This is a genomic window from Bradyrhizobium sp. CAR08 (genome assembly GCF_052871955.1).
The window spans coordinates 89203-110307 of sequence record NZ_JBIXJX010000016.1 but is presented as its reverse complement, the minus strand read 5'-3'; the positions used below and the strand labels follow the sequence as shown (position 1 = coordinate 110307).

The 21105-nt window shown below is 64.6% G+C and carries 17 protein-coding genes and 1 tRNA gene; 6 read left to right on the top strand and 12 right to left on the bottom strand.

Annotated elements, in window-relative coordinates; all coding sequences use genetic code 11:
* Positions 1-4: 4 nt before the first annotated feature.
* From ybaK to mobB, 8 genes are all read right to left on the bottom strand, one after another.
* Positions 5-478 (bottom strand): Cys-tRNA(Pro) deacylase, encoded by a 474-nt coding sequence (gene ybaK, locus ACIPUD_RS29590; protein WP_446482028.1) that lies wholly within the window; start codon positions 476-478, stop codon positions 5-7.
* A gap of 246 nt (positions 479-724) precedes the next feature.
* Positions 725-3493 (bottom strand): formate dehydrogenase subunit alpha, encoded by a 2769-nt coding sequence (fdhF, locus tag ACIPUD_RS29585; RefSeq protein WP_446482027.1) that lies wholly within the window; start codon positions 3491-3493, stop codon positions 725-727.
* Positions 3490-5199, bottom strand: coding sequence for an NADH-ubiquinone oxidoreductase-F iron-sulfur binding region domain-containing protein (locus ACIPUD_RS29580; protein ID WP_446482026.1), 1710 nt, complete (start codon positions 5197-5199; stop codon positions 3490-3492). The genes fdhF and ACIPUD_RS29580 overlap by 4 nt, the downstream gene beginning before the upstream one ends.
* A gap of 247 nt (positions 5200-5446) precedes the next feature.
* Positions 5447-5734 (bottom strand): hypothetical protein, encoded by a 288-nt coding sequence (locus tag ACIPUD_RS29575; protein WP_085384380.1) that lies wholly within the window; start codon positions 5732-5734, stop codon positions 5447-5449.
* Positions 5735-5825: 91 nt separating this feature from the next.
* On the bottom strand, positions 5826-7481 hold the full coding sequence (locus ACIPUD_RS29570; protein WP_018456153.1) for an OFA family MFS transporter: 1656 nt from the start codon (positions 7479-7481) through the stop codon (positions 5826-5828).
* Between the two features lie 316 nt (positions 7482-7797).
* Positions 7798-8061, bottom strand: coding sequence for a sulfurtransferase TusA family protein (locus tag ACIPUD_RS29565; protein WP_018456154.1), 264 nt, complete (start codon positions 8059-8061; stop codon positions 7798-7800).
* Positions 8062-8127: 66 nt separating this feature from the next.
* Positions 8128-9384 carry a molybdopterin molybdotransferase MoeA gene (locus tag ACIPUD_RS29560; RefSeq protein WP_446482025.1) on the bottom strand — a complete coding sequence of 419 codons (1257 nt, stop codon included), beginning with the start codon at positions 9382-9384 and terminating at the stop codon, positions 8128-8130.
* Between the two features lie 9 nt (positions 9385-9393).
* The gene (gene mobB, locus ACIPUD_RS29555; RefSeq protein ID WP_085350470.1) at positions 9394-9921 is read right to left on the bottom strand and encodes a molybdopterin-guanine dinucleotide biosynthesis protein B; all 528 of its coding nucleotides are present in this window, start codon (positions 9919-9921) and stop codon (positions 9394-9396) included.
* Between the two features lie 207 nt (positions 9922-10128).
* Here mobB and fdhD point away from each other — a divergent pair, with 207 nt between their 5' ends.
* Both fdhD and mobA read left to right on the top strand, forming a co-directional pair.
* Positions 10129-11019: a formate dehydrogenase accessory sulfurtransferase FdhD gene (fdhD, locus tag ACIPUD_RS29550; RefSeq protein ID WP_018456157.1), complete on the top strand. Its 891-nt coding sequence runs from the start codon at positions 10129-10131 to the stop codon at positions 11017-11019.
* Positions 10964-11641 (top strand): molybdenum cofactor guanylyltransferase MobA, encoded by a 678-nt coding sequence (gene mobA, locus ACIPUD_RS29545; protein WP_446482024.1) that lies wholly within the window; start codon positions 10964-10966, stop codon positions 11639-11641. The genes fdhD and mobA overlap by 56 nt, the downstream gene beginning before the upstream one ends.
* Positions 11642-11648: 7 nt before the next feature.
* Here the strand turns inward: mobA and ACIPUD_RS29540 are convergent, their stop codons facing one another.
* The 3 genes from ACIPUD_RS29540 to ACIPUD_RS29530 are packed head-to-tail and all read right to left on the bottom strand — an operon-like array spanning position 11649 to position 15605.
* Positions 11649-13598 carry a molybdopterin biosynthesis protein gene (locus ACIPUD_RS29540; RefSeq protein WP_018456159.1) on the bottom strand — a complete coding sequence of 650 codons (1950 nt, stop codon included), beginning with the start codon at positions 13596-13598 and terminating at the stop codon, positions 11649-11651.
* A gap of 12 nt (positions 13599-13610) precedes the next feature.
* Positions 13611-14717, bottom strand: coding sequence for a molybdopterin-binding protein (locus tag ACIPUD_RS29535; protein ID WP_247372516.1), 1107 nt, complete (start codon positions 14715-14717; stop codon positions 13611-13613).
* Positions 14718-14771: 54 nt separating this feature from the next.
* Complete coding sequence (locus ACIPUD_RS29530) at positions 14772-15605, bottom strand: substrate-binding domain-containing protein (protein WP_446482023.1); 834 nt, start codon at positions 15603-15605, stop codon at positions 14772-14774.
* Positions 15606-15906: 301 nt separating this feature from the next.
* Between ACIPUD_RS29530 and ACIPUD_RS29525 the strand changes: the two genes are divergently transcribed.
* Both ACIPUD_RS29525 and ACIPUD_RS29520 read left to right on the top strand, forming a co-directional pair.
* Complete coding sequence (locus tag ACIPUD_RS29525; RefSeq protein ID WP_085359752.1) at positions 15907-16800, top strand: helix-turn-helix transcriptional regulator; 894 nt, start codon at positions 15907-15909, stop codon at positions 16798-16800.
* Positions 16801-16899: 99 nt separating this feature from the next.
* A complete protein-coding gene (locus ACIPUD_RS29520; protein ID WP_018456163.1) occupies positions 16900-18129 on the top strand; it encodes an ABC transporter substrate-binding protein in 1230 nt (409 codons plus the stop codon).
* 184 nt (positions 18130-18313) lie between these two features.
* Here the strand turns inward: ACIPUD_RS29520 and ACIPUD_RS29515 are convergent, their stop codons facing one another.
* On the bottom strand, positions 18314-19291 hold the full coding sequence (locus ACIPUD_RS29515; RefSeq protein ID WP_446482022.1) for a TAXI family TRAP transporter solute-binding subunit: 978 nt from the start codon (positions 19289-19291) through the stop codon (positions 18314-18316).
* Between the two features lie 106 nt (positions 19292-19397).
* Between ACIPUD_RS29515 and ACIPUD_RS29510 the strand changes: the two genes are divergently transcribed.
* Both ACIPUD_RS29510 and ACIPUD_RS29505 read left to right on the top strand, forming a co-directional pair.
* Positions 19398-20372 (top strand): Bug family tripartite tricarboxylate transporter substrate binding protein, encoded by a 975-nt coding sequence (locus tag ACIPUD_RS29510; protein ID WP_446482021.1) that lies wholly within the window; start codon positions 19398-19400, stop codon positions 20370-20372.
* 379 nt (positions 20373-20751) lie between these two features.
* A tRNA-Ile gene (locus tag ACIPUD_RS29505) sits at positions 20752-20827 on the top strand.
* Positions 20828-21105: the final 278 nt, after the last annotated feature.

Below are 21105 nucleotides of genomic sequence, written 5' to 3'. Positions count from 1 at the left end.
CGCCTCAGGCGACCAGTTCCGCGACGATCGCCTTCAACACGTCCCGCACATCGCCCGGACTGAGCCGCACTTGCAGTCCGCGCTGACCGCCATTCACGTACACGTAATCATGTGCGAGCGCGCTCTGCTCGATCACGGTGCGCACAAGCTTCCGCTGCCCGAATGGGCTGATGCCGCCAACCTTGTAGCCGGTGAGGCGCTCGGCCTCAGGCGGCTTCATCATCTGCGCCGACTTGCCGCTAACAACAGCGGCGAGCTTCTTCATCGAGACTTCCTGATCGGACGGGACGATCACGCAGACCGGCTTGCCGTCGACCAGCGCCATCAGCGTCTTCAAGACGCGCGCGGGATCCTCGCCGAGTGCGGATGCAGCCTGAAGGCCGATACTTTCGGCGTCGGGATCGTAGTCGTAGGTATGGACGGTGAAGGCAATACCGGCGGCCGTGAGCGCGCGTGTGGCTGGGGTGGCTTTGGACATGGACGATGTCTAGCACCGCCGCTGCGAGGAGCGAAGGGACGGCGACACGGGTGGACACATGCACCACAGCCTCAGCGTCGTCCCGGCGAAGGCCGGGACCCATAACCACAGGGAGGAGTTTGGAGAAGACTCGTCGTTCGGTACGCCCACCATCCGCTAACGAGACACCTCGCGGTATGGGTCCCGGCCTTCGCCGGGACGACACCGCAGGCATTGTGTCGCCAAATAACCGGCGAGCGCGCTGCCCTACTCCGCCGCGTCGCGCATCTCGGCACGTTCGGCCCTGGCCGCGCAGAACTTGAACTCCGGGATCTTGCCGAACGGATCGAGCGCCGGGTTGGTCAGGAGATTGGCCGCCGCCTCAGCGTAGCAGAACGGCATGAACACCATGTTCTCGGGAACGTCGCGGTCGGAGCGGACCTTGACCTCGACCGCGCCGCGGCGGGTCTCGAGCCGGATGAAATCGCCGGGCGCGAGCTTCTTCCTGTGCATGTCCTTCGGCGACATGAACGCGACCGCCTCGGGCTCGATCTGGTCGAGCACCTGCGCGCGGCGGGTCATCGAGCCGGTGTGCCAATGCTCGAGCACGCGGCCGGTCGAGAGCACCATCGGATATTCGGTGTCGGGGATCTCGTCCGGCGGGATGACGTGAGCCGGAACGATCTTGCCGCGGCCGCTGGCGGTCGGGAAGCCCGTGGTGAAGATGATCTCGTTGCCGGGCACGTCGGGACCGTCGACGGGATAGGTCACCGCGCCTTCGCGCACCAGCCGCTCCCAGGTGATGTTCTTCAGCGACGGCATCAACTCCGCCATCTCGGTGAAGACCTCGCCGGGACCGGCATAGTTCCACGGCAGCCCCATGCGCTTGCCGATCTCCTGGATGATCCAGAGATCCTGCCGCGCATCGCCCGGCGGCTTGATCACCTGGCGTGCGAGCTGCACGCGGCGATCGGTGTTGGTGAAGGAGCCTTCCTTTTCGGCAAACGCCGAGGCCGGCAGGATGACGTCGGCGTGGAACGCGGTCTCCGTGACGAAGAGATCCTGCACCACGAGATGGTCGAGGATGGCAAGCGCCTGGCGCGCATGCTGGAGATCGGGGTCGGACATCGCTGGGTTTTCGCCCTCGATATACATGCCCTTGATCTCGCCGGCATGGATCGCGTTCATGATCTCGACCACGGTCAGACCGCGCACGGGATCGAGATCCTGGCCCCACAGCTTCTCGAAGGCGCCGCGCATGTCGTCGCGGCCGACCGGCTGATAATCCGGCAGGAACATCGGGATCAGACCGGCATCGGAAGCGCCCTGCACGTTGTTCTGGCCGCGCAGCGGATGCAGGCCGGTGCCGGGACGCCCGACCTGGCCGGTGATCAGCGCCAGCGCAATCAGGCAGCGCGCATTGTCGGTGCCGTGGACATGCTGGCTGATGCCCATGCCCCAGAAGATGATCGACGATTTTGCCCGCGCATAGGTTCGCGCGACCTCGCGCAGGGTCTGCGCCGGGACACCGCAGATCGGCTCCATCTTCTCCGGTGTGAACTCCTTGATCTTCTCCTTGAGCTCCTCGAACCCCTCGGTGTAGCCGGCGATGTACTGATCGTCGGTCAGCCCTTCGGTGATGATCGTGTGGATCATCGCGTTCAGCATGGCGACGTCGGAGCCCGGCTTGAACTGCAGATGCTTGGTCGCATGGCGCGACAGCGTCTGCCGGCGCGGGTCCATGACGAACAGCTTTGCGCCGTACTGCTTGACCGCGTTCTTGATGAAGGTCGCGGCGACTGGATGATTCACGGTCGGATTGGCGCCGATCACGATGATGACCTCGGCGTCCATCGCAGCCGAGAACGGCGCCGACACGGCGCCCGAGCTCAGGCCTTCGAACAGCGCCGCGACCGACGAGGCGTGGCACAGACGGGTGCAATGGTCGACATTGTTGGAGCCGAAGCCGGTGCGCACCAGCTTCTGGAACAGATAGGCCTCCTCGTTGGAGCCCTTCGCCGAACCGAAGCCGGCCAGCGCCTTCACGCCCTTCTCGTCGCGGATCTTGACCAAGCCTTTGGCCGCGATGTCGAGCGCTTCTTCCCAGCTCGCTTCGCGGAAATGCGTGAACGGATTGGCCGGATCAACCTGGTCGTTGGAATCCTTCTTCGCGTTCGGTAGCCGCACCAGCGGCTTGGTCAGGCGATGCGGATGGTGGATGTAGTCGAAGCCGAAGCGGCCCTTGACGCAAAGACGGTTGCGGTTGGCCGGGCCGTCACGGCCCTCGGCATAGATCACCTTCTCGTCCTTGACCTCATAGGTCACCTGGCAACCAACGCCGCAGAACGGGCAGAGCGAATCCACCTTCTTGTCGGCATAGACGACACGGGTCTGCTTCTCGTCCAGCATTACGGCCGGCATCAGGGCCCCGGTCGGACAGGCCTGCACACATTCGCCGCAGGCGACGCAAGTGGACTCGCCCATGGGATCGTCGAAATCGAACACGATTTTCGAGCCGTGACTACGATAGGCCATGCCGATGACGTCGTTGACCTGGACCTCGCGGCAGGCGCGCACGCACAGGCCGCACTGGATACAGGCGTCAAGATTGACGCGCATGGCCGGATGGCTGGCGTCGGTCGCCCAACGCTCGGCGGCGGGGAAGCGACTCTCGGTGACCCCAGTGGTTTCGGCCCAGTGCCAGAATTTGGAGTCCGGATCGTGCGAGGTCTCGCGCGCCGGCTGGTCGGCGACCAGCAGCTCCATGACCATTTTTTGCGCGGAAACCGCGCGCGCGCTCTCGGTCTTCACCTTCATGCCGACCGATGGCGTGCGCTTGCAGGACGCCGCGAGCACGCGCTCGCCCTCGATCTCGACCATGCAGGCGCGGCAATTGCCGTCGGGGCGATAATCCGGCGCGGGCGAGTAGCACAGATGCGGAATCTCGCGACCCTGGCGTTTTGCGACTTGCCAGATCGTCTCGCCTGCATTGGCCTCGACCTGCTTGCCGTCGAGCTCGAACGTAATCTTCGTCATTCGGCCGCTTCCTTGAACTCGTCAGGGAAATATTTAATCACGGTGGCAAGCGGATTCGATGCCGCCTGTCCGAGCCCGCAGATCGAGGCATCGCGCATCGCCTGGCTCAATTCGTCCAGGAGAGCGCGGTTCCAGACCGGTTGCTGCATCAGCAGCGCGGCCTTCTGGGTTCCGACGCGACACGGCGTGCACTGGCCGCAGCTCTCGTCCTCGAAGAACTTCATCAGGTTCAATGCGGCCGCGCGCACGCTGTCCTTTTGCGACAGGATCACGATCGCGGCAGAGCCGATGAAGCAGCCGTATTTTTCAAGCGTGCCGAAATCGAGCGGGATGTCGTCCATCGCCGCCGGCAGGATGCCGCCGGACGCACCACCCGGGAGGTACGCGTAGAACTGATGGCCATCGGCCATGCCGCCGCAATATTCGTCGATCAACTCGCGCACGGTGATGCCAGCAGGCGCGAGCTTCATGCCGGGATTCTTGACGCGGCCCGAAACCGAGAAGCTGCGCAGGCCGTGCCGCTCATGCCGGCCGTGGCCCTTCCACCAGTCGGCGCCCTTCTCGATGATGTCGCGCACCCACCACAAGGTCTCGATATTGTTGATCAACGTCGGCAGGCCGAACAGACCGACTTGGAATGGATAAGGCGGCTTGTGCCTGGGTAAGCCGCGCTTGCCCTCGATGCTTTCCAGCAGCGAGGATTCCTCGCCGCAGATATAGGCGCCAGCGCCGCGGCGCATGTGCAGCGTCGGACCGCCCGGCGGCAGCTTCGCGATCTCACGTTCGAGGATTTCGCGCGAGGCCGGATATTCGTCGCGCAGGTAGATGTAGATATCCGAGGCCTGCACCACATGCGCACCGATCAGCATGCCCTCGAGGAAACGGTGCGGATCGCTCTCGAGATAGACGCGATCCTTGAACGTGCCGGGCTCGCCCTCGTCGCCGTTGATCGCCATCAGGCGCGGGCCGGGTTCACCAAGCACCGCGCGCCATTTACGTCCCGTCGGGAAGCCGGCGCCGCCGAGACCGCGCAACGAGGCGTCGTCGAGCGCCTTCAGCAGGTCGTCCGTCGGTAGTTCGCCCGAGCACAGGCGATTGAGCAGCTTGTAGCCGCCGCCGGCGACATAGGCTTCATAGCCGATATAGTTGGGCAGATGCGCGTGGGTATCGCCAGCCTTCGCCGCCGCCATGACATTGGCCACCGTCGCATGGTCAACAAAGTTGTGTCCGACTTCCGCGGCAGGCGCCGTATCGCAGCGGCCGACGCAGGGCGCACGCACCACGCGGATGCCGGGACCTGACGCGTCTTGCAAATCCGCGAGCAGCTTCTCTCCGCCGAGCATCGCGCAGGTCAGCGAATCGCAGACGCGGATCGTCAGCGGCGCGATATCGGGCTCGCCTTCCTTTACCACGTCGAAATGCGCATAGAAGGTCGCGGTCTCGAACACTTCGGCGAACGGGAGCTTCATCTCGTCGGCGAGCGCGGCGAGATGCGCGGCCGAGATCTGGCGGTACTGATCCTGGATCAGGTGCAGATATTCGATCAACAGGTCGCGACGCCGCGGTCGGTCGCCGAGCAACTGCGCGATCTCATGAGAGGCGGTGGGATCGACCTGCCGTCCCTTGGGTGTGGATTTGGCGCGCTTCCGTCCCTGGCCGGGATGTTCGAACTCGCGAACCTTGTGAACGTCGTCGTTGCTGCTCATGGAGACGTCGCGTTCTCTTCAAATGCGTGATGAGTTTGGACCGGACCGCCAAGGCGATCAGTCTTCATTTCCCGACTCGATCAAACGGAACCACCGGTTCCTGCGTCCCGCCGATCAAGCCAAATTCGACGCAACTCTAATCTCTGGTATGCCAGATGCAAGAGAATTTAGAGCGTCTCTAGAATGATTTAGGAGGCAGGCGGTCGCCGCCGTGCCCTTTTGCGCAAGCGTCGGATGGAACCCGATCTCAAGTCTTGCTCATGCACTCTTCAATGTAGAACCAGCGATCGTCGCCGGCGAGGCCCTTGGACTTCACGTCGGCGCGGCAGGCTTTCAGCTTCGGCTTGTTGGTTGCCCATTTCGCCTTCATGTCTTTCAGCTTCTGCATGGTGAGCTTCATCTTGCCAGGTTTGGCTTGCGTCGCTGCAGCAGGCGCCGCCGGCGGCGTCGCCTTCTGCGCGGATGCGGCATGAAGGCCAGCGACGAGCAACACGGCCGCGAGGCAAATTCGAAGGCAAATTCGGGTGCGAATCATTTCAATCCCCCTAAGTCCCATTTCTGATGATGTCCGAAAGGCCAACGAAGCGGGACGCCTGATGAGCATCCCGCTTCTGTCTCGACGACGGTCAGAAGATCTTGACCGCGCTCTCCAATGTCTTCCAAACACCCCAAAGCAGGGGGACGCCGACGAACGCCCAGAACAGCGCCGCCTTGGCGTCAAGCCCGCCAAATCCGATGCCGTAGGAGCCGTGCGGCCCCGCGGCGGCGGCGCTGGCGCTTGCAGCCTGCAACTTGGCGACATCGGCGTCCTTCATGTGCCACTTCGAATCGACCGGCTTGATCAGATAGTTGCAGATCAAGCCCGCAATCAGCATCGCACAGAGGATGTACATAGTCGTGTTGTAGAGCTGATCGCGCGGCACGCCTGCCGCGAGCTGGAACTCGCGGATGTAGTTGACGACGACGGGACCGATGATGCCTGCGGTGGACCACGCCGTCAGCAGCCGGCCATGGATGGCGCCGACGAACTGGGTTCCGAACATGTCGGCGAGGTAAGCCGGCACGGTGGCGAAGCCGCCGCCATACATCGATAGGATGATGCCGAAGCCAAGCACGAACAGGAGCTTCGAACCCATCGCCGCAAAGGTCGGCGCCAGCGCGTAGAGCACGATGCCCAGGATGAAGAACGTATAGTAGGTGTTCTTGCGCCCGATCTTGTCCGACAGCGATGCCCAGAAGAAGCGGCCGCCGATGTTGAACAGCGACAACAATCCGGCGAATCCCGCGGCGATCGCGGCGATCTGCGCCTTCTGTCCCGCATCGAGCGCGTTGAAGCCCACCTCCGGCAGGCCGATCAGCTTGCCGGCGAAGATCTCCTGTAGCATCGGCGATGCCATGCCGATCACACCGATGCCGGCCGACACGTTCAGGCACAGCACCCACCAGATCAGCCAGAATTGCGGCGTCTTGTGCGCGTCGTTGAGATGGACGTTGGCCTTCGAGATCATCGCGTTGGCCTTCGACGGCGCGGTCCAGCCCTCGGGCTGCCAGCCGGGCGGCGGCAAGCGATAGCGGAACGCGCCGATCATCATGAACACGAAGTAGATGACGCCCATCGTGACGAAGGTCTCCCAGACGCCGACCGAGGTCGGGGTCTTGAAGTAGTTCATCAAGAGGTTAGCCAGCGGCGCGCCGATCATGGCGCCGCCGCCGAAACCCATGATGGCCATGCCGGTCGCCATGCCGCGACGGTCCGGGAACCACTTCACGAGCGTCGAGACCGGCGAGATATAGCCAAGACCGAGACCGATGCCGCCGATCACGCCCGAACCCAGCCACAACAGCCAGAGCTGATGGGTGTATACCCCGATCGCACCGAGGAAGAGGCCGCCGCACCAGCACAAGGCCGAGACGAAGCCGGCCTTGCGCGGGCCTACGCGCTCCAGCCAGCCGCCCCAGACCGCAGCCGCGATACCGAGCAGCACGAAAAAGAGCGTGTACATCCACCCCATGCTGGCGACCTTCCAGTCGCAGCTGGTCGTGAACAGCTCCTGAAACAGTGACATGTCCGCGCACGCCTTCGGCGCGGTAACTCCGATCGCGCGCGACAGCGGCAACCAGAACACCGAGAAGCCGTAGGCCATGCCGATACAGAGATGGATGCACAGCGCAGCCGGCGGCACCAGCCAGCGATTGAACCCGGCGGTCGCGATGGTCCGCTCGCGATCCAGAAAACCTGCGCCGGCACCCGAAAGTGTTCCAGCGCTCTCGATGGTAGACATGCATTCCTCCCCTAAAGCCGCCCTTCTGAACGGCCTGCCACGACGGTCCTGTTCCTCAGCCTGCAGCGCAGCCTTTGTCCCTGCTGCTCCACAATGATCGACGCGCGCCAGGATCGTCACGCGCATCCGAGACGTTAAACCCCTAACCGTGGGGACTATGCCCGACGCCACGGCCGGGCTTCTTTCGACGGCCCATTTGCTCCGCATATCGCAGGCACGACTCGACCTCCGCGTCTCGGCGGAGGACGTCAATTGGGGCAGAAGTGATGATCGATGTCGATAGACAAAAGGTAGGTATCAACCGAGTGACCGCGAGCTAAGTGGGCGGCGCACCATTGATATTTTCTATCGATCGATCGGCCTTCTCAATCAAGAACACGATGCGCGCGTCGTTGCGCTCGGTGATCTCCACCGTGTCGCCGGTCTCCCGGATCAGGTTCGGAATGTCAATCACCGACAGCGGGTCGGTGCAGTACACTTCGAGCTGATCCCCCGGATGCAACGGCTTCAGCGCTTTGCGCGTCTTCAGGGCGGGCAGCGGGCATTTCAGTCCGGTGAGATCGAGCGTCGTTCTGGTCATCGGCGCAACATGGCGGGAGCGACCGATGGCGTCAACGCCGAGCCAGCACCAGCATCACGTTCAGACTCAGAGCAAATCGGCATAGGACAGGAAACCCACGCTCTGCCCCGGCTCGACACGCGTGACCTCCTCATCGAGCTCGATGAGGCCGTCGGTGTCGACCAGAGAGGACAACAGCCCAGCCCCCTCGCGTGGAAACTTGATTGCCTCGAGTGCGCCGTCCTGCGCGCGCCGCAAGGAGGCGCGAACATATTCGCGTCGGCCCGCCTTCTTCTTGTAGGTGAATGCCGCACGCACCGGGATCGGCAACAGCGGCGCCGGCAGGCTGCCCGCAAGCGCCAGCACCGTCGGCCGCACCACATGCACAAAGGTGACGAAACTCGCGACGGGATTGCCCGGCAGTCCGATCAGCGGCGTGCCCGCAATGATGCCCATCGCCACGGGCCGTCCCGGCTTGATCGCCATCCGCCACAACACCAGCGAGCCGATGCTTTCGACCGCGGCCTTGACGTGGTCCTCCTCTCCGGTCGAGACGCCGCCGGTGGTGAGGATCAGATCGTGCGTGCCTGCAACTTGCTTGAGGCCATTCGCAAGCGAGGTACGTTCGTCGCGCAAAATGCCGAGATCGCTGACCTCGCAGCCGAGCCGGCGCAGCATCGCCATCAGCATGAAGCGGTTGGAATCGAACAGCTGCGAGGCCGCGCGCGGCTCGCCGGGCGAGGTCAATTCGTCACCGGTCGAGAACACCGCGACACGTATGCGCCTGACGACGTCGAGCCCGACCAGGCCGAACGCCGCCGCGAGCGCGACATGTTGCGGCAGCAAGCGCTGGCCTGCGCGCAGCGCGATGTGGCCCTGGGGGATGTCCTCTCCCGCAGGGCGGACATTCGCGCCCGGCTTCAGCCCCGGCGGCAGCACGATTCGGCCGGCATCGTCTACGCGCACGTCTTCCTGCATGAAGACGGTTTCGGCATCCGGCGGCATCGGCGCGCCGGTGAAGATGCGCGCGGTATGGTCGGCCTTGATCGGCGCCAGTGCCAGACCGCCGGCCTGGATGCGGCCGTCGAGCGGGAGTGCCCGCTCGGCGCTGTCCGGAAGATCGGCGTTGCGCACGGCGTAGCCGTCAACAGCGGAATTGGTGAAGGGGGGCAACGGCAGCGGCGCCGCGATATCGCGGGCCAGCACCCGCCCATCAGCATCGATGAGTGTCACGGTTTCGAGATCGACAATCGCGTTGACGCGCGTCGTGATCAGGCCAACGGCTTCGGCGACCGACATCATCGGTCCGCCGAAGGCAAAACAATCGTCCGACAATTGCGCCATGGTGCCTCGTCAGCGCATCGCAGCGCTTTTCGCGACCGCTTCCTCGACCGGCATCGCCGCGCGCAGCAGCAATTCCGCGGCGGCGGCGATATCGTCGAGATGGACGGTCGGCAGTCGTGTTTCAATGGCGACATCGGCCGCGATCCCGTAAATTCCGGGATCATCGGGAAACAGCAACGGTTTGTCGTTGGCCGCGCGATGCACCTCGATCTTGCGATGCGGCTCGCGCTTGAAACCCTCGACCACGACGAGGTCGACGGCTGACAATTTGCTCAACAGTTCCGGCAGTCGCGGCTCCGCCGCCCCGCGCAATTCGTGCATCAGCGCCCAGCGATTTGACGAAGCAACCAGCACCTCGGCCGCGCCGGCCTCACGATGGCGCCAGGAGTCCTTGCCGGGAACGTCGACGTCGAACTGGTGATGCGCATGCTTGATGACCGAGACGCGCAAGCCAAGCGCATTGAAATGCGGGATCAGCCGCGTCAACAGCGTGGTCTTGCCCGCACCGCTCCAGCCCGCAAGGCCGATGACTTTCATTCCAGCTCCGTCTCTGCGAGCGACCAGGTCCCTGATGGAACCACTCTCTCCTCCGTCATTGCGAGCGCAGCGAAGCATCTAGGAATGGATCCACAGCGGCAGCCCGGATTGCTTCGCTTCGCTCGCAATGACGAAAAGGCTGCATTTCGTTCTGTCGCTAGCATGCTTATATCGGCTTGACCCGAATGTCATGCTAACGTCGCGGCCATGATGAAGATCGACAAAGCCCCAGTGCCCCTGATCGTCCCTGATACCGACGACCCGCGCCTCACCGAGAGCGTGACCGGGACCGACCAGTCCGGCGCCAGAATCGAGATCAAGGTGCCGGTGGAGCGCCCGCTGACGCTCTACCTGAATTCGCAGGAGATCGTCACCATGATGACGATCGGCGACTATCCGGAATATCTGGCGCTGGGCTATTTGCTCAACCAGAACATGCTGAAGTATAATGACGCGGTCACCGAGGTCGAATACGACGACGACCTCCAGGTGGTGGTGGTGCGCACCGAGCATCACACCAATTTCGAAGCCAAGCTGAAGAAGCGCACGCAGACATCGGGCTGCGCGCAGGGCACCGCCTTCGGCGATCTGCTGGAGGCGGTCGAGAGCGTGGCGTTGCCGAAGGCGGAGCTGCGGACCTCCTGGCTGTACCAGATGACGCAGACCATCAACACCATGCCCTCGCTCTATTTGGAGGCCGGTGCGATCCACGGCTGCGTGCTGTGCAGGGAGGGGGAGCCGCTCTGCTACACCGAGGATGTCGGCCGTCACAACGCCGTCGACAAGATCGCGGGCTGGATGTACCGCCACGGCGTCGATGCATCCGACAAGATCCTCTATACCACGGGACGGCTCACCTCTGAGATGGTGATCAAGACGGTCCGCATGGGAATTCCGATCCTGGTGTCGCGCTCCGGCTTCACCGCCTGGGGCGTCGATCTCGCCCGGCAGGTGGGCTTGACGCTGGTCGGCCGCGCGCGCGGCAAACGCTTCATCGCGTTGTCGGGGGAAGAGCGCATCGTCTACGACCAGAACCTCGCTTATGTCGAGGAGGAATCGGCCAAGCACAAGCGCAAGGGTGAAGGTGGTGACGATTAGCTTTCCGACCACGCAAGGCGTGCTGCTCGCCGGTGGCCTCGCGCGGCGCATGGGCGGCGGCGACAAGCCGATGCGCACCATTGGCGGCCGCACCATTCTGGAACGCGTGATCGCGCGCCTATCACCCCAATGCAGCGGGCTGATCCTCAATGCCAACGGCGATCCCGCCCGCTTCGCCACTTTCGGTTTGCAGGTCGTCGCCGATGACGTGCCCGGCTTTCCCGGTCCGCTCGCCGGCATCCTTGCCGCGCTCGACTGGACCGCGGCGAACCGGCGTGAGGTGGAATGGGTGCTCAGTGCCGCCGGCGACTGTCCATTCCTGCCGCGCGATCTGGTCGCGCGCTTGCATGACGAACGCATCGCGGCGAATGCCGAGCTCGCCGTTGCGGCGTCGGGCGGCCAGTCGCATCCGGTGATAGGCTTGTGGCGCGTTGGCTTGCGAGACGAACTGCGTCACGCGCTGGTGGTCGAGGATCTCCGCAAGATCGACCGCTGGACCGCGCGTTATCCGCTCGCGACCGTGACGTGGCCGACCGAACCGCTCGATCCGTTCTTCAATGCCAATACGGTCGAGGATATCGCGGAAGCCGAGCGGCTCGCCGCACTGGATGCGGCGTCCTAACCAAGCTCTACGCCGGCCGGAATCCGGCCCGCTCCAGCGCGGCACGCGCTTCGTCCGAGCCGAGCGCATCGAGAAAGGCCCGCACCGCCGGACGCTGCTTCCGCGCCGTCACCAACGCGAAGTCATAATGCTCCTCCGCGAGCGGAATGAAACCGAGGCCGACCGCCTTGGCGACCGGCGCAATGGTCATGCCCCAGTCGGCGCGATGCTGCGCGACCGCCGCGGCCACCGCGTTGTGCGAGCGTGGCTGGTTCCAGTAGCCTTCCGGGCGCGCACCACCGAGCAACCGGTCGATCAGGATGCGCGTGCCGGCGCCCTGGTTGCGGTTGACCATGATGCAGGAGGGATCAGCGAGCGCCGCGACGACGGCGTCCTTCGCGCTGTGGCCTTCGAAACGCTTGTCGCCCTTGCGGAACACGATGCCCTGCATCCGTCGCCAGCCCGGCACGAGTTCGAGACCTTCGACGAGGTAAGGCGCATTGTAGGTCTCGCTCTTGTCGTCGAACAGATGGATCGGCGCCAGATCGCATTCGCCGCGCCGCGCCGCCGCAAGTCCACCGAGACTGCCGACCGCGATCGAGCGCACGGTCAGCCCGGCATGCGCGAGTTGCGCCGTGACGAGATCGAGGCCGGCGCAATGACTGCCGACGATGACGAGATCGGGCACCCGCACATGCGGCGTGAACAGCGTCACCTCGGCTTCGGTCCCGGCCGGCATCTGGTCGGCAAGTGCGTCGATGCGCAGAAAACCGTCGGCCTGCGCGAACGACGTGATCGCACCGGACCCCTTGCCGGAGGGATAAGCGATCAAGCCGTCCTTGCCTTCGACCAGCGAGACCATGACGAATTCGGTGCGGCCGAGCTCGGAAGCAATGCGCACCGGCACGGTCGCGCTCACCTTGGCATCGGAGCGCGGCGGCAGTCCGGCCATTTTGCGCAGCACCGGTACGATCATGTCGTGAAAGGTGAACATCGCCGAGGTCGGAAAACCCGGCAGGATCACCACCGGCTTGCCGTCGCACACCGCAAGACACAGCGGCTTGCCGGGCTTGAGCGCAATGCCATGCGCGATGATGCCGGGCTGGCCGAGCCGGCCGATGATGCGATGAGACAGATCGCCCGCGCCTTTCGACGTGCCGCCGGAGAGCACTAGCATGTCGGCGTCCGCCAGCGCACGCCGCATGGCGGCTTCGAGCTGAGCTTCGTCGTCGGGAATGGCGCCGAGGAAAACCGCCTCTCCGCCGTTCTCGTCGATCGCAGCAGTGACGATCGCGCCGTTGGTATCGTAAATCGCAGCAGGCGCGAGCACCTCGCCGGGCTGAACCAGTTCGTCGCCGGTGGAGATCACGGCCACACGAGGTTTGCGCACGACGCTCACCTCGGCAAGACCGCAAGCCGCCAGCATGCCCACCTCGCGCGAGCCCACGATCGTGCCGGCGCGCAGCAGCGCCTCGCCGCGCGCGATATCGGATCCTGCGTAGGATATGAATTGCCCGGGCGAGGCGGCGCGACGGACGTCGATGGTGGCCGATCCCGCCGGCTGGGTATGCTCGACCATGACCACGGCATCGGCACCGCGCGGCAGCGGACCGCCGGTGGCAATCGGCGTTGCCGTTCCCGCCGCCACTTGCAGCGCGGGTACGGTGCCGCAGTGAATAGTCTCGCCATTCAGCCCGAGGCGAACTTGCGCACCTTCGCCGGCTGTCGCAAGGTCCGCTGAGCGCACCGCGAAGCCGTCGACGTTGGAACGGTCGAACGGTGGCACGTCGATTGGCGCAGTGATGTCTTCAGCAAGCGACGCGCCGAGCGCTGCTGCGAGCTTGCGTCTTTCGCTTGGGATCGCGCGAGGGAACAGCGCAGCCTCGAAGCGTGCCAGGGCCTCCTCGCGGGAAACGATTTTCAGGAACTGTTCCTGTTCGAGTGCGCTGCGGACTTGCGATTGCGGGATCATGGTCATGCTAAACCCATATCATTCCCGCATCAGATAGGCATCGACCGGCGCGCCCGCTGCAAATCCCTCGTGGCCGGCGGGAACAAGCAGCCATGCATCGGCACGGGCCATTGCCTGGAGCGGCCATTCTCCTACCGCAAGCGGCACCCACGCATGATGTTCCTCGGCCAGCAGGACCATTTCGGCGATGCCGACGCTGGATGCAATCTTTCGCGCGAGCGGCAAGACTATCTGTCGGCGCGGCTGCCGCGCCGACAGAAGGTCGACGAGCGGCAGCACGAGCGCGAGCCAGACCGCGAGCGCATGGTCCGGCGATCCGGGCAAGCCGACGACAGGAATGGTTCCCAGCCGCCCGATCGCGGCGGTGCGTCCGGGCTGGAGCGCAAGACCATGGGCAATCACGTCACCACCCTGGGCCAGCGCCGTGACCGCGGCATCCTTGCGACCGACGCCGCTGCCGCCGATCGTCAGCAGGAGATCGCAGGTAGGCGTCCCCAACGTCTCCGCGATCGATCCCGCGTCTCGCGCGCCGGCCTCGCTCGTCTGCACATCCAGTCCAGCGGCGCGAGCAATGTCCGCGATCAAATGCATGGTCAGCGTTGCACCTGATACATTGACAATGCGCAGCCGCGGACGGCGCACGCTCAGCCGGTCCAGCCCGGCGGCGCGCGCGAGCAAAAGAGCGGCAGGACCGACCGGATACCCCTCTGCGGCGGCAGGCGTTCGTCCGTCGATGTCGCTTCCTGCGCGCCTGACGCCCTGCCCCGGCACGCCCTCCGCCAACACCTGGGCGAGCGGACCAGACACCTCGACTGAATCGGCATCGAGCACACAGTCGCATCCCGCCGGCATCGCGTCGCCGGCATCGACCCAGGCGGGCGCTGTCGGCAGCGGCAGCGGTGAATAGGAGGACGCGCCGACCAGATCATTGGCGCATAACGCCCAGCCGTCCGCGGCAGCGACGTCACAGGATGGTCGAGGCGCGAGCAGCGGATTGCCCGCGGCGATGCAGCCGGCCGCTTCGCTCAGCGGCAACTCCACCGGCTCGAGCGGATCAAGCCCCTTCAGCAACGCGGCGAGCGCGGCGTCGAGTGGCGTCAGCGATGGCGGCAGGCGCTGGGTCATGCGCCATGATGGACCATGCATCGCCCGGTTTGGCAACCGCTGGCGACACGAACGTCAGCCGCCCGATTTGTCCGCATTGGGGAAGAACAGCTGTTGTCCGTCGACCTTGTATCCGGCGATCGCCGCCTGCCCGTCCGGCGAGATCAGCCAGTCGACGAAGTCTTGTCCCAACTCCTTCTTGACGTTCGGAAACTTCGCGGGGTTCACCAGCATCACGCCGTACTGATTGAGCAGCCGCTTGTCGCCTTCGACGACGATGTCGAGATCGCCGCGATCCCGAAAAGCGATCCAGCTGCCACGGTCGGACAGCACATAGGCGTTCGCCGTGCGCGCTGCATCAAGGGCTGAGGCCATGTCCTGCTTGGCTTCGCGATACCATGCGCCCTTGGTACGGGCGATGTCGATGCCGGCGACGATCCAGAGCGCGAGCTCCGCGGCATGCGTGCCTGAGCGGTCGCCGCGCGTCACGAACGGCGCGCCCTTGGCCTCGATCGCCTTCAGCGCGGCCGCGATGTCCTTGCCCTTCACGCCGGCGGGATCGCTCTTCGGCCCGATCAGCACATAGTCGTTGTACATCACGTCAAAGCGCTTCACCGCAAAACCGTCGGCAACGAATTTCTCCTCCTGCGGCCGTGCATGCATCAGCACGACGTCGACTTCGCCCCTTCGTGCCCCCTCGAGCACCTCGTCGGCGCGCCGCGCGATCACCGTCACCTCGATGCCGGTCTTCTCACGGAACATCGGCAGCAGATAGTCGAGCAGGCCGGACTCCTGCGTCGCTGTGGTCGTGGCCATGACGATGGCGCGGTCTTCCGCGGATGACGCCGCAACGCTCGCGGCGAGGCCGCAGAGAAGCGCGAATGCAACGGAGAGGCGGCGGACGGCCATGATCGGGTTCCCACTGGCTATGACGCGATCATGATGATGATCGATTGCGCCGCACTCGTGACGTGTTTGCACATTGCGCCCGCAGTGTCGGGAAATTCCGGCAATGCGCCGCGCGCGAAGACCGCAAGATCCGCACCACGCGAGCGATTCAGGATCGTTCACCAAGGCAGAGATCGCGCGTGGGGATGTGTTGCAAAGCAGCGAGATGATCGGGCATGGTCGTGGCGGACAAAACTTGAAATGCAGAATTCCACCTGCGTCGAACGTCAAAAAGAAGCAAGAATTTGCATAGGAATGCAGGATGGAATTCCTGACGACCAGCGAAGCCGCCGACTATCTTCGGCTCGGCGAACGCAAGCTTTACGAACTCGTCACCACCGGTGCGATCCCCTGCACCAAGGTGACCGGAAAATGGCTCTTCCCGCGGCACGAACTCGACCTCTGGGTGCTGTCCGGACTGGCGCGCCCGGCCGGCATGCTGATCGCGGAGCCGCCGCCGGTCGTCGGCGGCAGCCAGGACGAGCTTCTAGATTGGAGTCTGCGCGAATCCGTCTCGGGCCTGGGCTCGATGAGCGAGGGCAGCGCACGCGGGCTCGAGCGCTTACAGCGCGACGAGGTGATGGCCGTGGCAATGCACTTCCACAGCGTCGACGCCGACGGCAATCTTGCCGCCGAGGCCAATGCGACGGTCCTGCGAGACGCTCCGGACCTGCATGATGCATTGCTGGTCGCGTTCGCGCGCCGCGAGCAGGGTCTCGTGCTGCCGCCGGGCAATCCCAAGCGGCTGCGCGGCCTTTCCGACGTGCTCGCGCTCGGGGCCAGGATGGCGATGCGACAGCAGGGCACGGGCGCGCAGATGCTGCTCGATGTGCTGCTGAAGCGCGCCGGCGCCTCGACGCGCGATTTGCGCCGGATCGAGATGCCGGCCCTGACCGGGCCGGATCTCGCCGAGATCGTTCGCGCGGGACAGGCCGATTGCGGCATCGCGACGCGTGCGTCCGCGCGCTCGGCCGGCCTCGATTTCGTGCCGCTGGTCTGGGAGAACTTCGACCTCGCGATGCGGCAGCGCAGCTATTTCCGCCCCGCTATGCAGGGCCTGATCCGGTTCCTCGGCGAAAAGCGGTTGCTCCAGCGCGCCGAGGAACTGACCGGCTACGATCCCTCCCCGGCCGGACAAATCCGCTTCGCCGCCTGACGTTGACGCCCGCCCCCAAATAGTTGCAAAAGAAACCAATTCAGCCGGGCCATACCCGGGGGTACACCGGCCAACGCGCCGGATCAGGGGAGGACAAATATGAAGCCAACGAGATTTGGACTGCCGGTCGCTGCCGGCTTTGCAGCGACGTTCCTGGCGGCGACGCTGCTGCCGGGCGCCGCAATGGCGCAGGTGTCCGACGACGTCGTCAAGATCGGCGTGCTCACCGACATGAACGGTCCGGCCTCGGCGCCGACCGGCCAGGGTTCGGTGACGGCGGCGCAGATGGCGATCGACGATTTCGGCGGCACCGTGCTCGGCAAGCCGATCAGCATCGTCGTCGGCGACCACCAGCTCAAGGCCGATATCGGCGGCGCCATCGCGCGGCGCTGGTACGACGTCGACCAGGTCGATCTGATCGTCGACGTACCGGTCTCCGCGGTCGGGCTCGCGGTGCAGAACATGGCCAACGAGAAGAAGCGGCTGTTCATCACCCACTCCACCGGCACCGCCGATTTCCACGGCAAGTTCTGCTCGCCCTATGCGATCCAGTGGGTGTTCGACACCCGCGCGCTCGCGGTCGGCACCGCGGACGCGGTGGTCAAGCGCGGCGGCGACAGCTGGTTCTTCATCACCGACGATTATGCCTTCGGCCATTCGCTGGAGCGCGACGCCTCGGCGGTCGTGACCGCCAATGGCGGCAAGGTGCTGGGCTCGGTGAAGCCGCCGCTGGCGACGCCCGACCTCTCCTCCTTCGTGCTGCAAGCGCAGGCCTCCAAGGCCAAGATCATCGGCATTGCGGCGGGTCCGCCCAACAACATGAACGAGATCAAGACCGGCTCCGAGTTCGGCGTGTTCAAGGGCGGCCAGCAGATGGCGGCGCTGCTGGCGCTGATCACCGACATCCACGGTCTGGGCCTGCAGGCCGCCCAGGGGCTATTGCTGACGACGTCGTTCTATTGGGACCTGGACGACAAGACCCGCGAATGGTCGAAGCGCTACTTCGCCAAGATGAACAAGATGCCGTCGATGTGGCAGGCCGGCGTCTATTCGAGCGTGATGCACTATCTCAACGCCATCAAGGACACCGGCACCGACGATCCGCTCAAGGTGGCCGCCAAGATGCGGGAAAAGCCGATCGAGGATTTCTTCGCCCGCAACGGCCGCTTACGCGAAGACAATCTGATGGTGCACGATCTGTGGCTGGTGCAGGTGAAGACGCCGGAGGAAAGCAAATATCCGTGGGACTATTACAAGATCCTCACCACGATCTCGGGCGACAAGGCGTTCGGTCCGCCCGACCCGGCGTGCGCGATGGTGAAGAAGTGAGGGTGTAGCGACGCCGCGCTGACGGTGCACCCTCTCCCCTTGCGGGAGAGGGTGGATTCGCGAAGCGAAGCCGGGTGAGGGGTCGTCTCCGCGAGTCCAACTCGCTGTTGAGTTCGCGGAGAGATACCCCTCATCCGGCGCTTCGCGCCACCTTCTCCCACAGGGGGAGAAGGAAGGAAGCGCCCTACTTCACTACCCCGATCTCGCGAAAGTACTTCATCACGCCGGGATGGATCAGCTCGGGCTTCGGCGCGGCGGCGACCGTGTTCGCGGCCGTGGTCTCACAGGCTTGCGCGAGCTGCTTGCAGAAGGTCGGCTCGACACCGTGAAGCGTCTTCGCCAGGCGATAGGCGACATCGTCGGGCAAATCTTCGCGCGTCAACACAAAGCTCCAGGACCCCAGCGAGGCGATCGGCTCGGGCTGGTTCGGGTAGCTGCCGGCCGGTACGGTGAGCGGCTTCAGGAAGGCGTGCTTGGCGCGGATGCGCGCGATCTCCTCGGCACTGGGCGCGATGAAGCGCGCGCCTGATACGCTCGAGGCCACCGCGGCGAAGCCGGGCCAACCGATGCCGGCGCCCCAGAGTGCGGCGACACGGCCATCCTCGACCATCGCGGGGCCATCGCCGGCGCGGTCGAGATAGATCGCCTTGAAGTCCTCGTCCTGCTTCAACCCGAGACCATCGAGCACGTAACGCGCCAGGATCGGCAGGCCGGAGCCCTTGGCGCCGAATGCAACGGGCTGACCGACCAGATCGCGAATGGTCTTGTACGGACTGTCCGCGCGCACCACGAACATGCCGGGGTTGGAATAGATCGCGGTAAGGATCTTCAACCGTACCGGCGCGCGGCCGATGCCGGCGAAGGCTTCATAGGCCGGCTCGCCCGCGACCAGGGCGAGATCGAGCGCGCCCTTCTCCAAGAGCGGAATGTTCTCGTTGCTGCCCTTGGTGTTGCGCGGGGCGATGATCACTTGCGGATCGGCCGCGTTCATCACTTGCGCAAAGGCGTTGCCATAGAGCGGAAAACCGCCGCCGGGCGTCGCGGTGCCCAAGCTGATCGTCAGGCTGGGTGTGTTGGTCGGAATGGCGTTGGCTCCGGTTTGAGCGGCGGCGGGGCTTGAAAGCAGCGCCGCGCCGAGCAGGAAAACAAAAGCGAATCTCATGGTCGGTCCCGGCGGGGGCGCGTCAACATCGACTTGCGGCGATGTAGGCAGCGCCCCGATTTTGTGAAAGCATGCAGCCCAACGACAATAGAACATGGGAGGCGTCATGTTGCGAATTTTGCGTAACAGTGTTTTCGGGCTGGTTTTCCTTTCAACGCTGTTGGGCGCCGCACCTCCCGCCTCCGCCGCTTATCCCGACCGTCCCGTGCACTGGATCATCGGCTTCTCCGCCGGCGGCCCGGTCGATATCGTGGCGCGGATCATGGCGCAGTGGCTGACCGACCGCTTCGGCCAGCAATTCATCGTCGAGAACCGCACCGGCTCGGGCGGCAACATCGCGGCCGCTGCTGCGATCACCTCACCGCCGGACGGCTACACGCTGCTGTTCGTCGCGCCCAACAACGCGATCTCGACCTCGCTCTACAAGAAGCTGCCGTTCGACTTCCTGCGCGACACCGTGCCGGTGGCCAGCATCATGCAGCTCACCAACATGCTGGTCGTCTCCAACGCCTTTCCCGCGAAGACGGTTCAGGAGTTCATCGACTACTGCAAGGCCAATCCCGGAAAAATCTCCTTTGCCTCGTCCGGCAACGGCACCTCGGTGCACATGTCGGCGGAGCTGTTCAAGGTGATGAGCAAGTGCGACATGGTGCACGTGCCCTATCGGGGATCTGCGATCGCGTTCCCCGACATCATCTCCAACAAGGTGCAGCTGATCTTCGACAACCTCCCCTCCGCGATGGAGCAGGCCAAGGGCGGCAATGTCCGCGCGCTCGGCGTGACCTCGCCGCAGCGCTGGCCGAGCGTGCCCGACGTGCCCGCGATCGCCGAGACGTTGCCCGGCTTCGAATCGGTCGGCTTCTACGGCATCTCCGCGCCGAAGGGCACGCCGCAGGACGTGATCGAGATCCTCAACAAGGCCGTCAACGAGGCGCTGAAGGACCCGAAGCTGGTCGCGCGCCTCACCGAGACCGGCGGCATCCCGAAGCCGATGACGCCGGCCGAGTTCGGCAAGCTGGTCACCGACGAGACCGAGAAGTGGCGCAAGGTGGTGGAGTTCGCCGGCGTGTCGGTGGACTAGGGCTGTGGAACTGCCGCGCGCCTCTAGCGCGCCAACGCGACATCGGAGGGGATCGGAAGACCCCTCCCAACAAATTGTGCGAAAACAACCCCATGCACAGTAGAAACATCAAGCGATTACAAGGGGTTACAGAATCGAAAACCCAACCCCCTGGCGCGATTGCCATAGGGCGGGGGCGAAGGCTCGGCGAGGTGGGCTTGCGCCGTCGGGCAAAACAGGACTATAAGGGCATCGTCGCCAATTTCGGTTATTCAAAAATCACCGGTCTTGCCGCGCCGACGTTTCCAACCGCCGGAGCCAGCATTGCACCCCCGCCTCCGTCCCTGTAAACGAACCGCGCACCGTTGCCGGCCGCAGCTTTCGCGTCCGTCTCGCGGCGGGGCCTGTAGCTCAATGGTTAGAGCCGGCCGCTCATAACGGTCTGGTTGCAGGTTCGAGTCCTGCCGGGCCCACCAATGAAAGCACTTTTGTGCGGACCGCTTTGCCTCCCGAACGTTCTTGCATGGCAAAGTGGCTCCCTATGTGAGGTTCAGTTGCGACCAGAGGAATAGACTGCCGGCCGCTTGCGTCCCAAATCCTACAGACGTCTCGAACGGCCGTGGTATCGTACCGCGCAGCAGACTTCGCCGAATGGTAGATCGTCTGAAGAATTCACTGTCCGAACTGGAGTCGCCCACCTGCATGAGGTGCAGGATCGAGATGCGATGGTTCATGTCGAAGCTGGAGCGCCAAG

What these genes read in the sequence shown, in the direction of transcription:
- ybaK (WP_446482028.1), bottom strand. Translation starts at nt 478, where the DNA reads ATGTCCAAAGCCACCCCAGCCACACGCGCGCTCACGGCCGCCGGTATT.
- fdhF (WP_446482027.1), bottom strand. Translation starts at nt 3,493, where the DNA reads ATGACGAAGATTACGTTCGAGCTCGACGGCAAGCAGGTCGAGGCCAAT.
- ACIPUD_RS29580 (WP_446482026.1), bottom strand. Translation starts at nt 5,199, where the DNA reads ATGAGCAGCAACGACGACGTTCACAAGGTTCGCGAGTTCGAACATCCC.
- ACIPUD_RS29575 (WP_085384380.1), bottom strand. Translation starts at nt 5,734, where the DNA reads ATGATTCGCACCCGAATTTGCCTTCGAATTTGCCTCGCGGCCGTGTTG.
- ACIPUD_RS29570 (WP_018456153.1), bottom strand. Translation starts at nt 7,481, where the DNA reads ATGTCTACCATCGAGAGCGCTGGAACACTTTCGGGTGCCGGCGCAGGT.
- ACIPUD_RS29565 (WP_018456154.1), bottom strand. Translation starts at nt 8,061, where the DNA reads ATGACCAGAACGACGCTCGATCTCACCGGACTGAAATGCCCGCTGCCC.
- ACIPUD_RS29560 (WP_446482025.1), bottom strand. Translation starts at nt 9,384, where the DNA reads ATGGCGCAATTGTCGGACGATTGTTTTGCCTTCGGCGGACCGATGATG.
- mobB (WP_085350470.1), bottom strand. Translation starts at nt 9,921, where the DNA reads ATGAAAGTCATCGGCCTTGCGGGCTGGAGCGGTGCGGGCAAGACCACG.
- fdhD (WP_018456157.1), top strand. Translation starts at nt 10,129, where the DNA reads ATGATGAAGATCGACAAAGCCCCAGTGCCCCTGATCGTCCCTGATACC.
- mobA (WP_446482024.1), top strand. Translation starts at nt 10,964, where the DNA reads ATGTCGAGGAGGAATCGGCCAAGCACAAGCGCAAGGGTGAAGGTGGTG.
- ACIPUD_RS29540 (WP_018456159.1), bottom strand. Translation starts at nt 13,598, where the DNA reads ATGACCATGATCCCGCAATCGCAAGTCCGCAGCGCACTCGAACAGGAA.
- ACIPUD_RS29535 (WP_247372516.1), bottom strand. Translation starts at nt 14,717, where the DNA reads ATGACCCAGCGCCTGCCGCCATCGCTGACGCCACTCGACGCCGCGCTC.
- ACIPUD_RS29530 (WP_446482023.1), bottom strand. Translation starts at nt 15,605, where the DNA reads ATGGCCGTCCGCCGCCTCTCCGTTGCATTCGCGCTTCTCTGCGGCCTC.
- ACIPUD_RS29525 (WP_085359752.1), top strand. Translation starts at nt 15,907, where the DNA reads ATGGAATTCCTGACGACCAGCGAAGCCGCCGACTATCTTCGGCTCGGC.
- ACIPUD_RS29520 (WP_018456163.1), top strand. Translation starts at nt 16,900, where the DNA reads ATGAAGCCAACGAGATTTGGACTGCCGGTCGCTGCCGGCTTTGCAGCG.
- ACIPUD_RS29515 (WP_446482022.1), bottom strand. Translation starts at nt 19,291, where the DNA reads ATGAGATTCGCTTTTGTTTTCCTGCTCGGCGCGGCGCTGCTTTCAAGC.
- ACIPUD_RS29510 (WP_446482021.1), top strand. Translation starts at nt 19,398, where the DNA reads ATGTTGCGAATTTTGCGTAACAGTGTTTTCGGGCTGGTTTTCCTTTCA.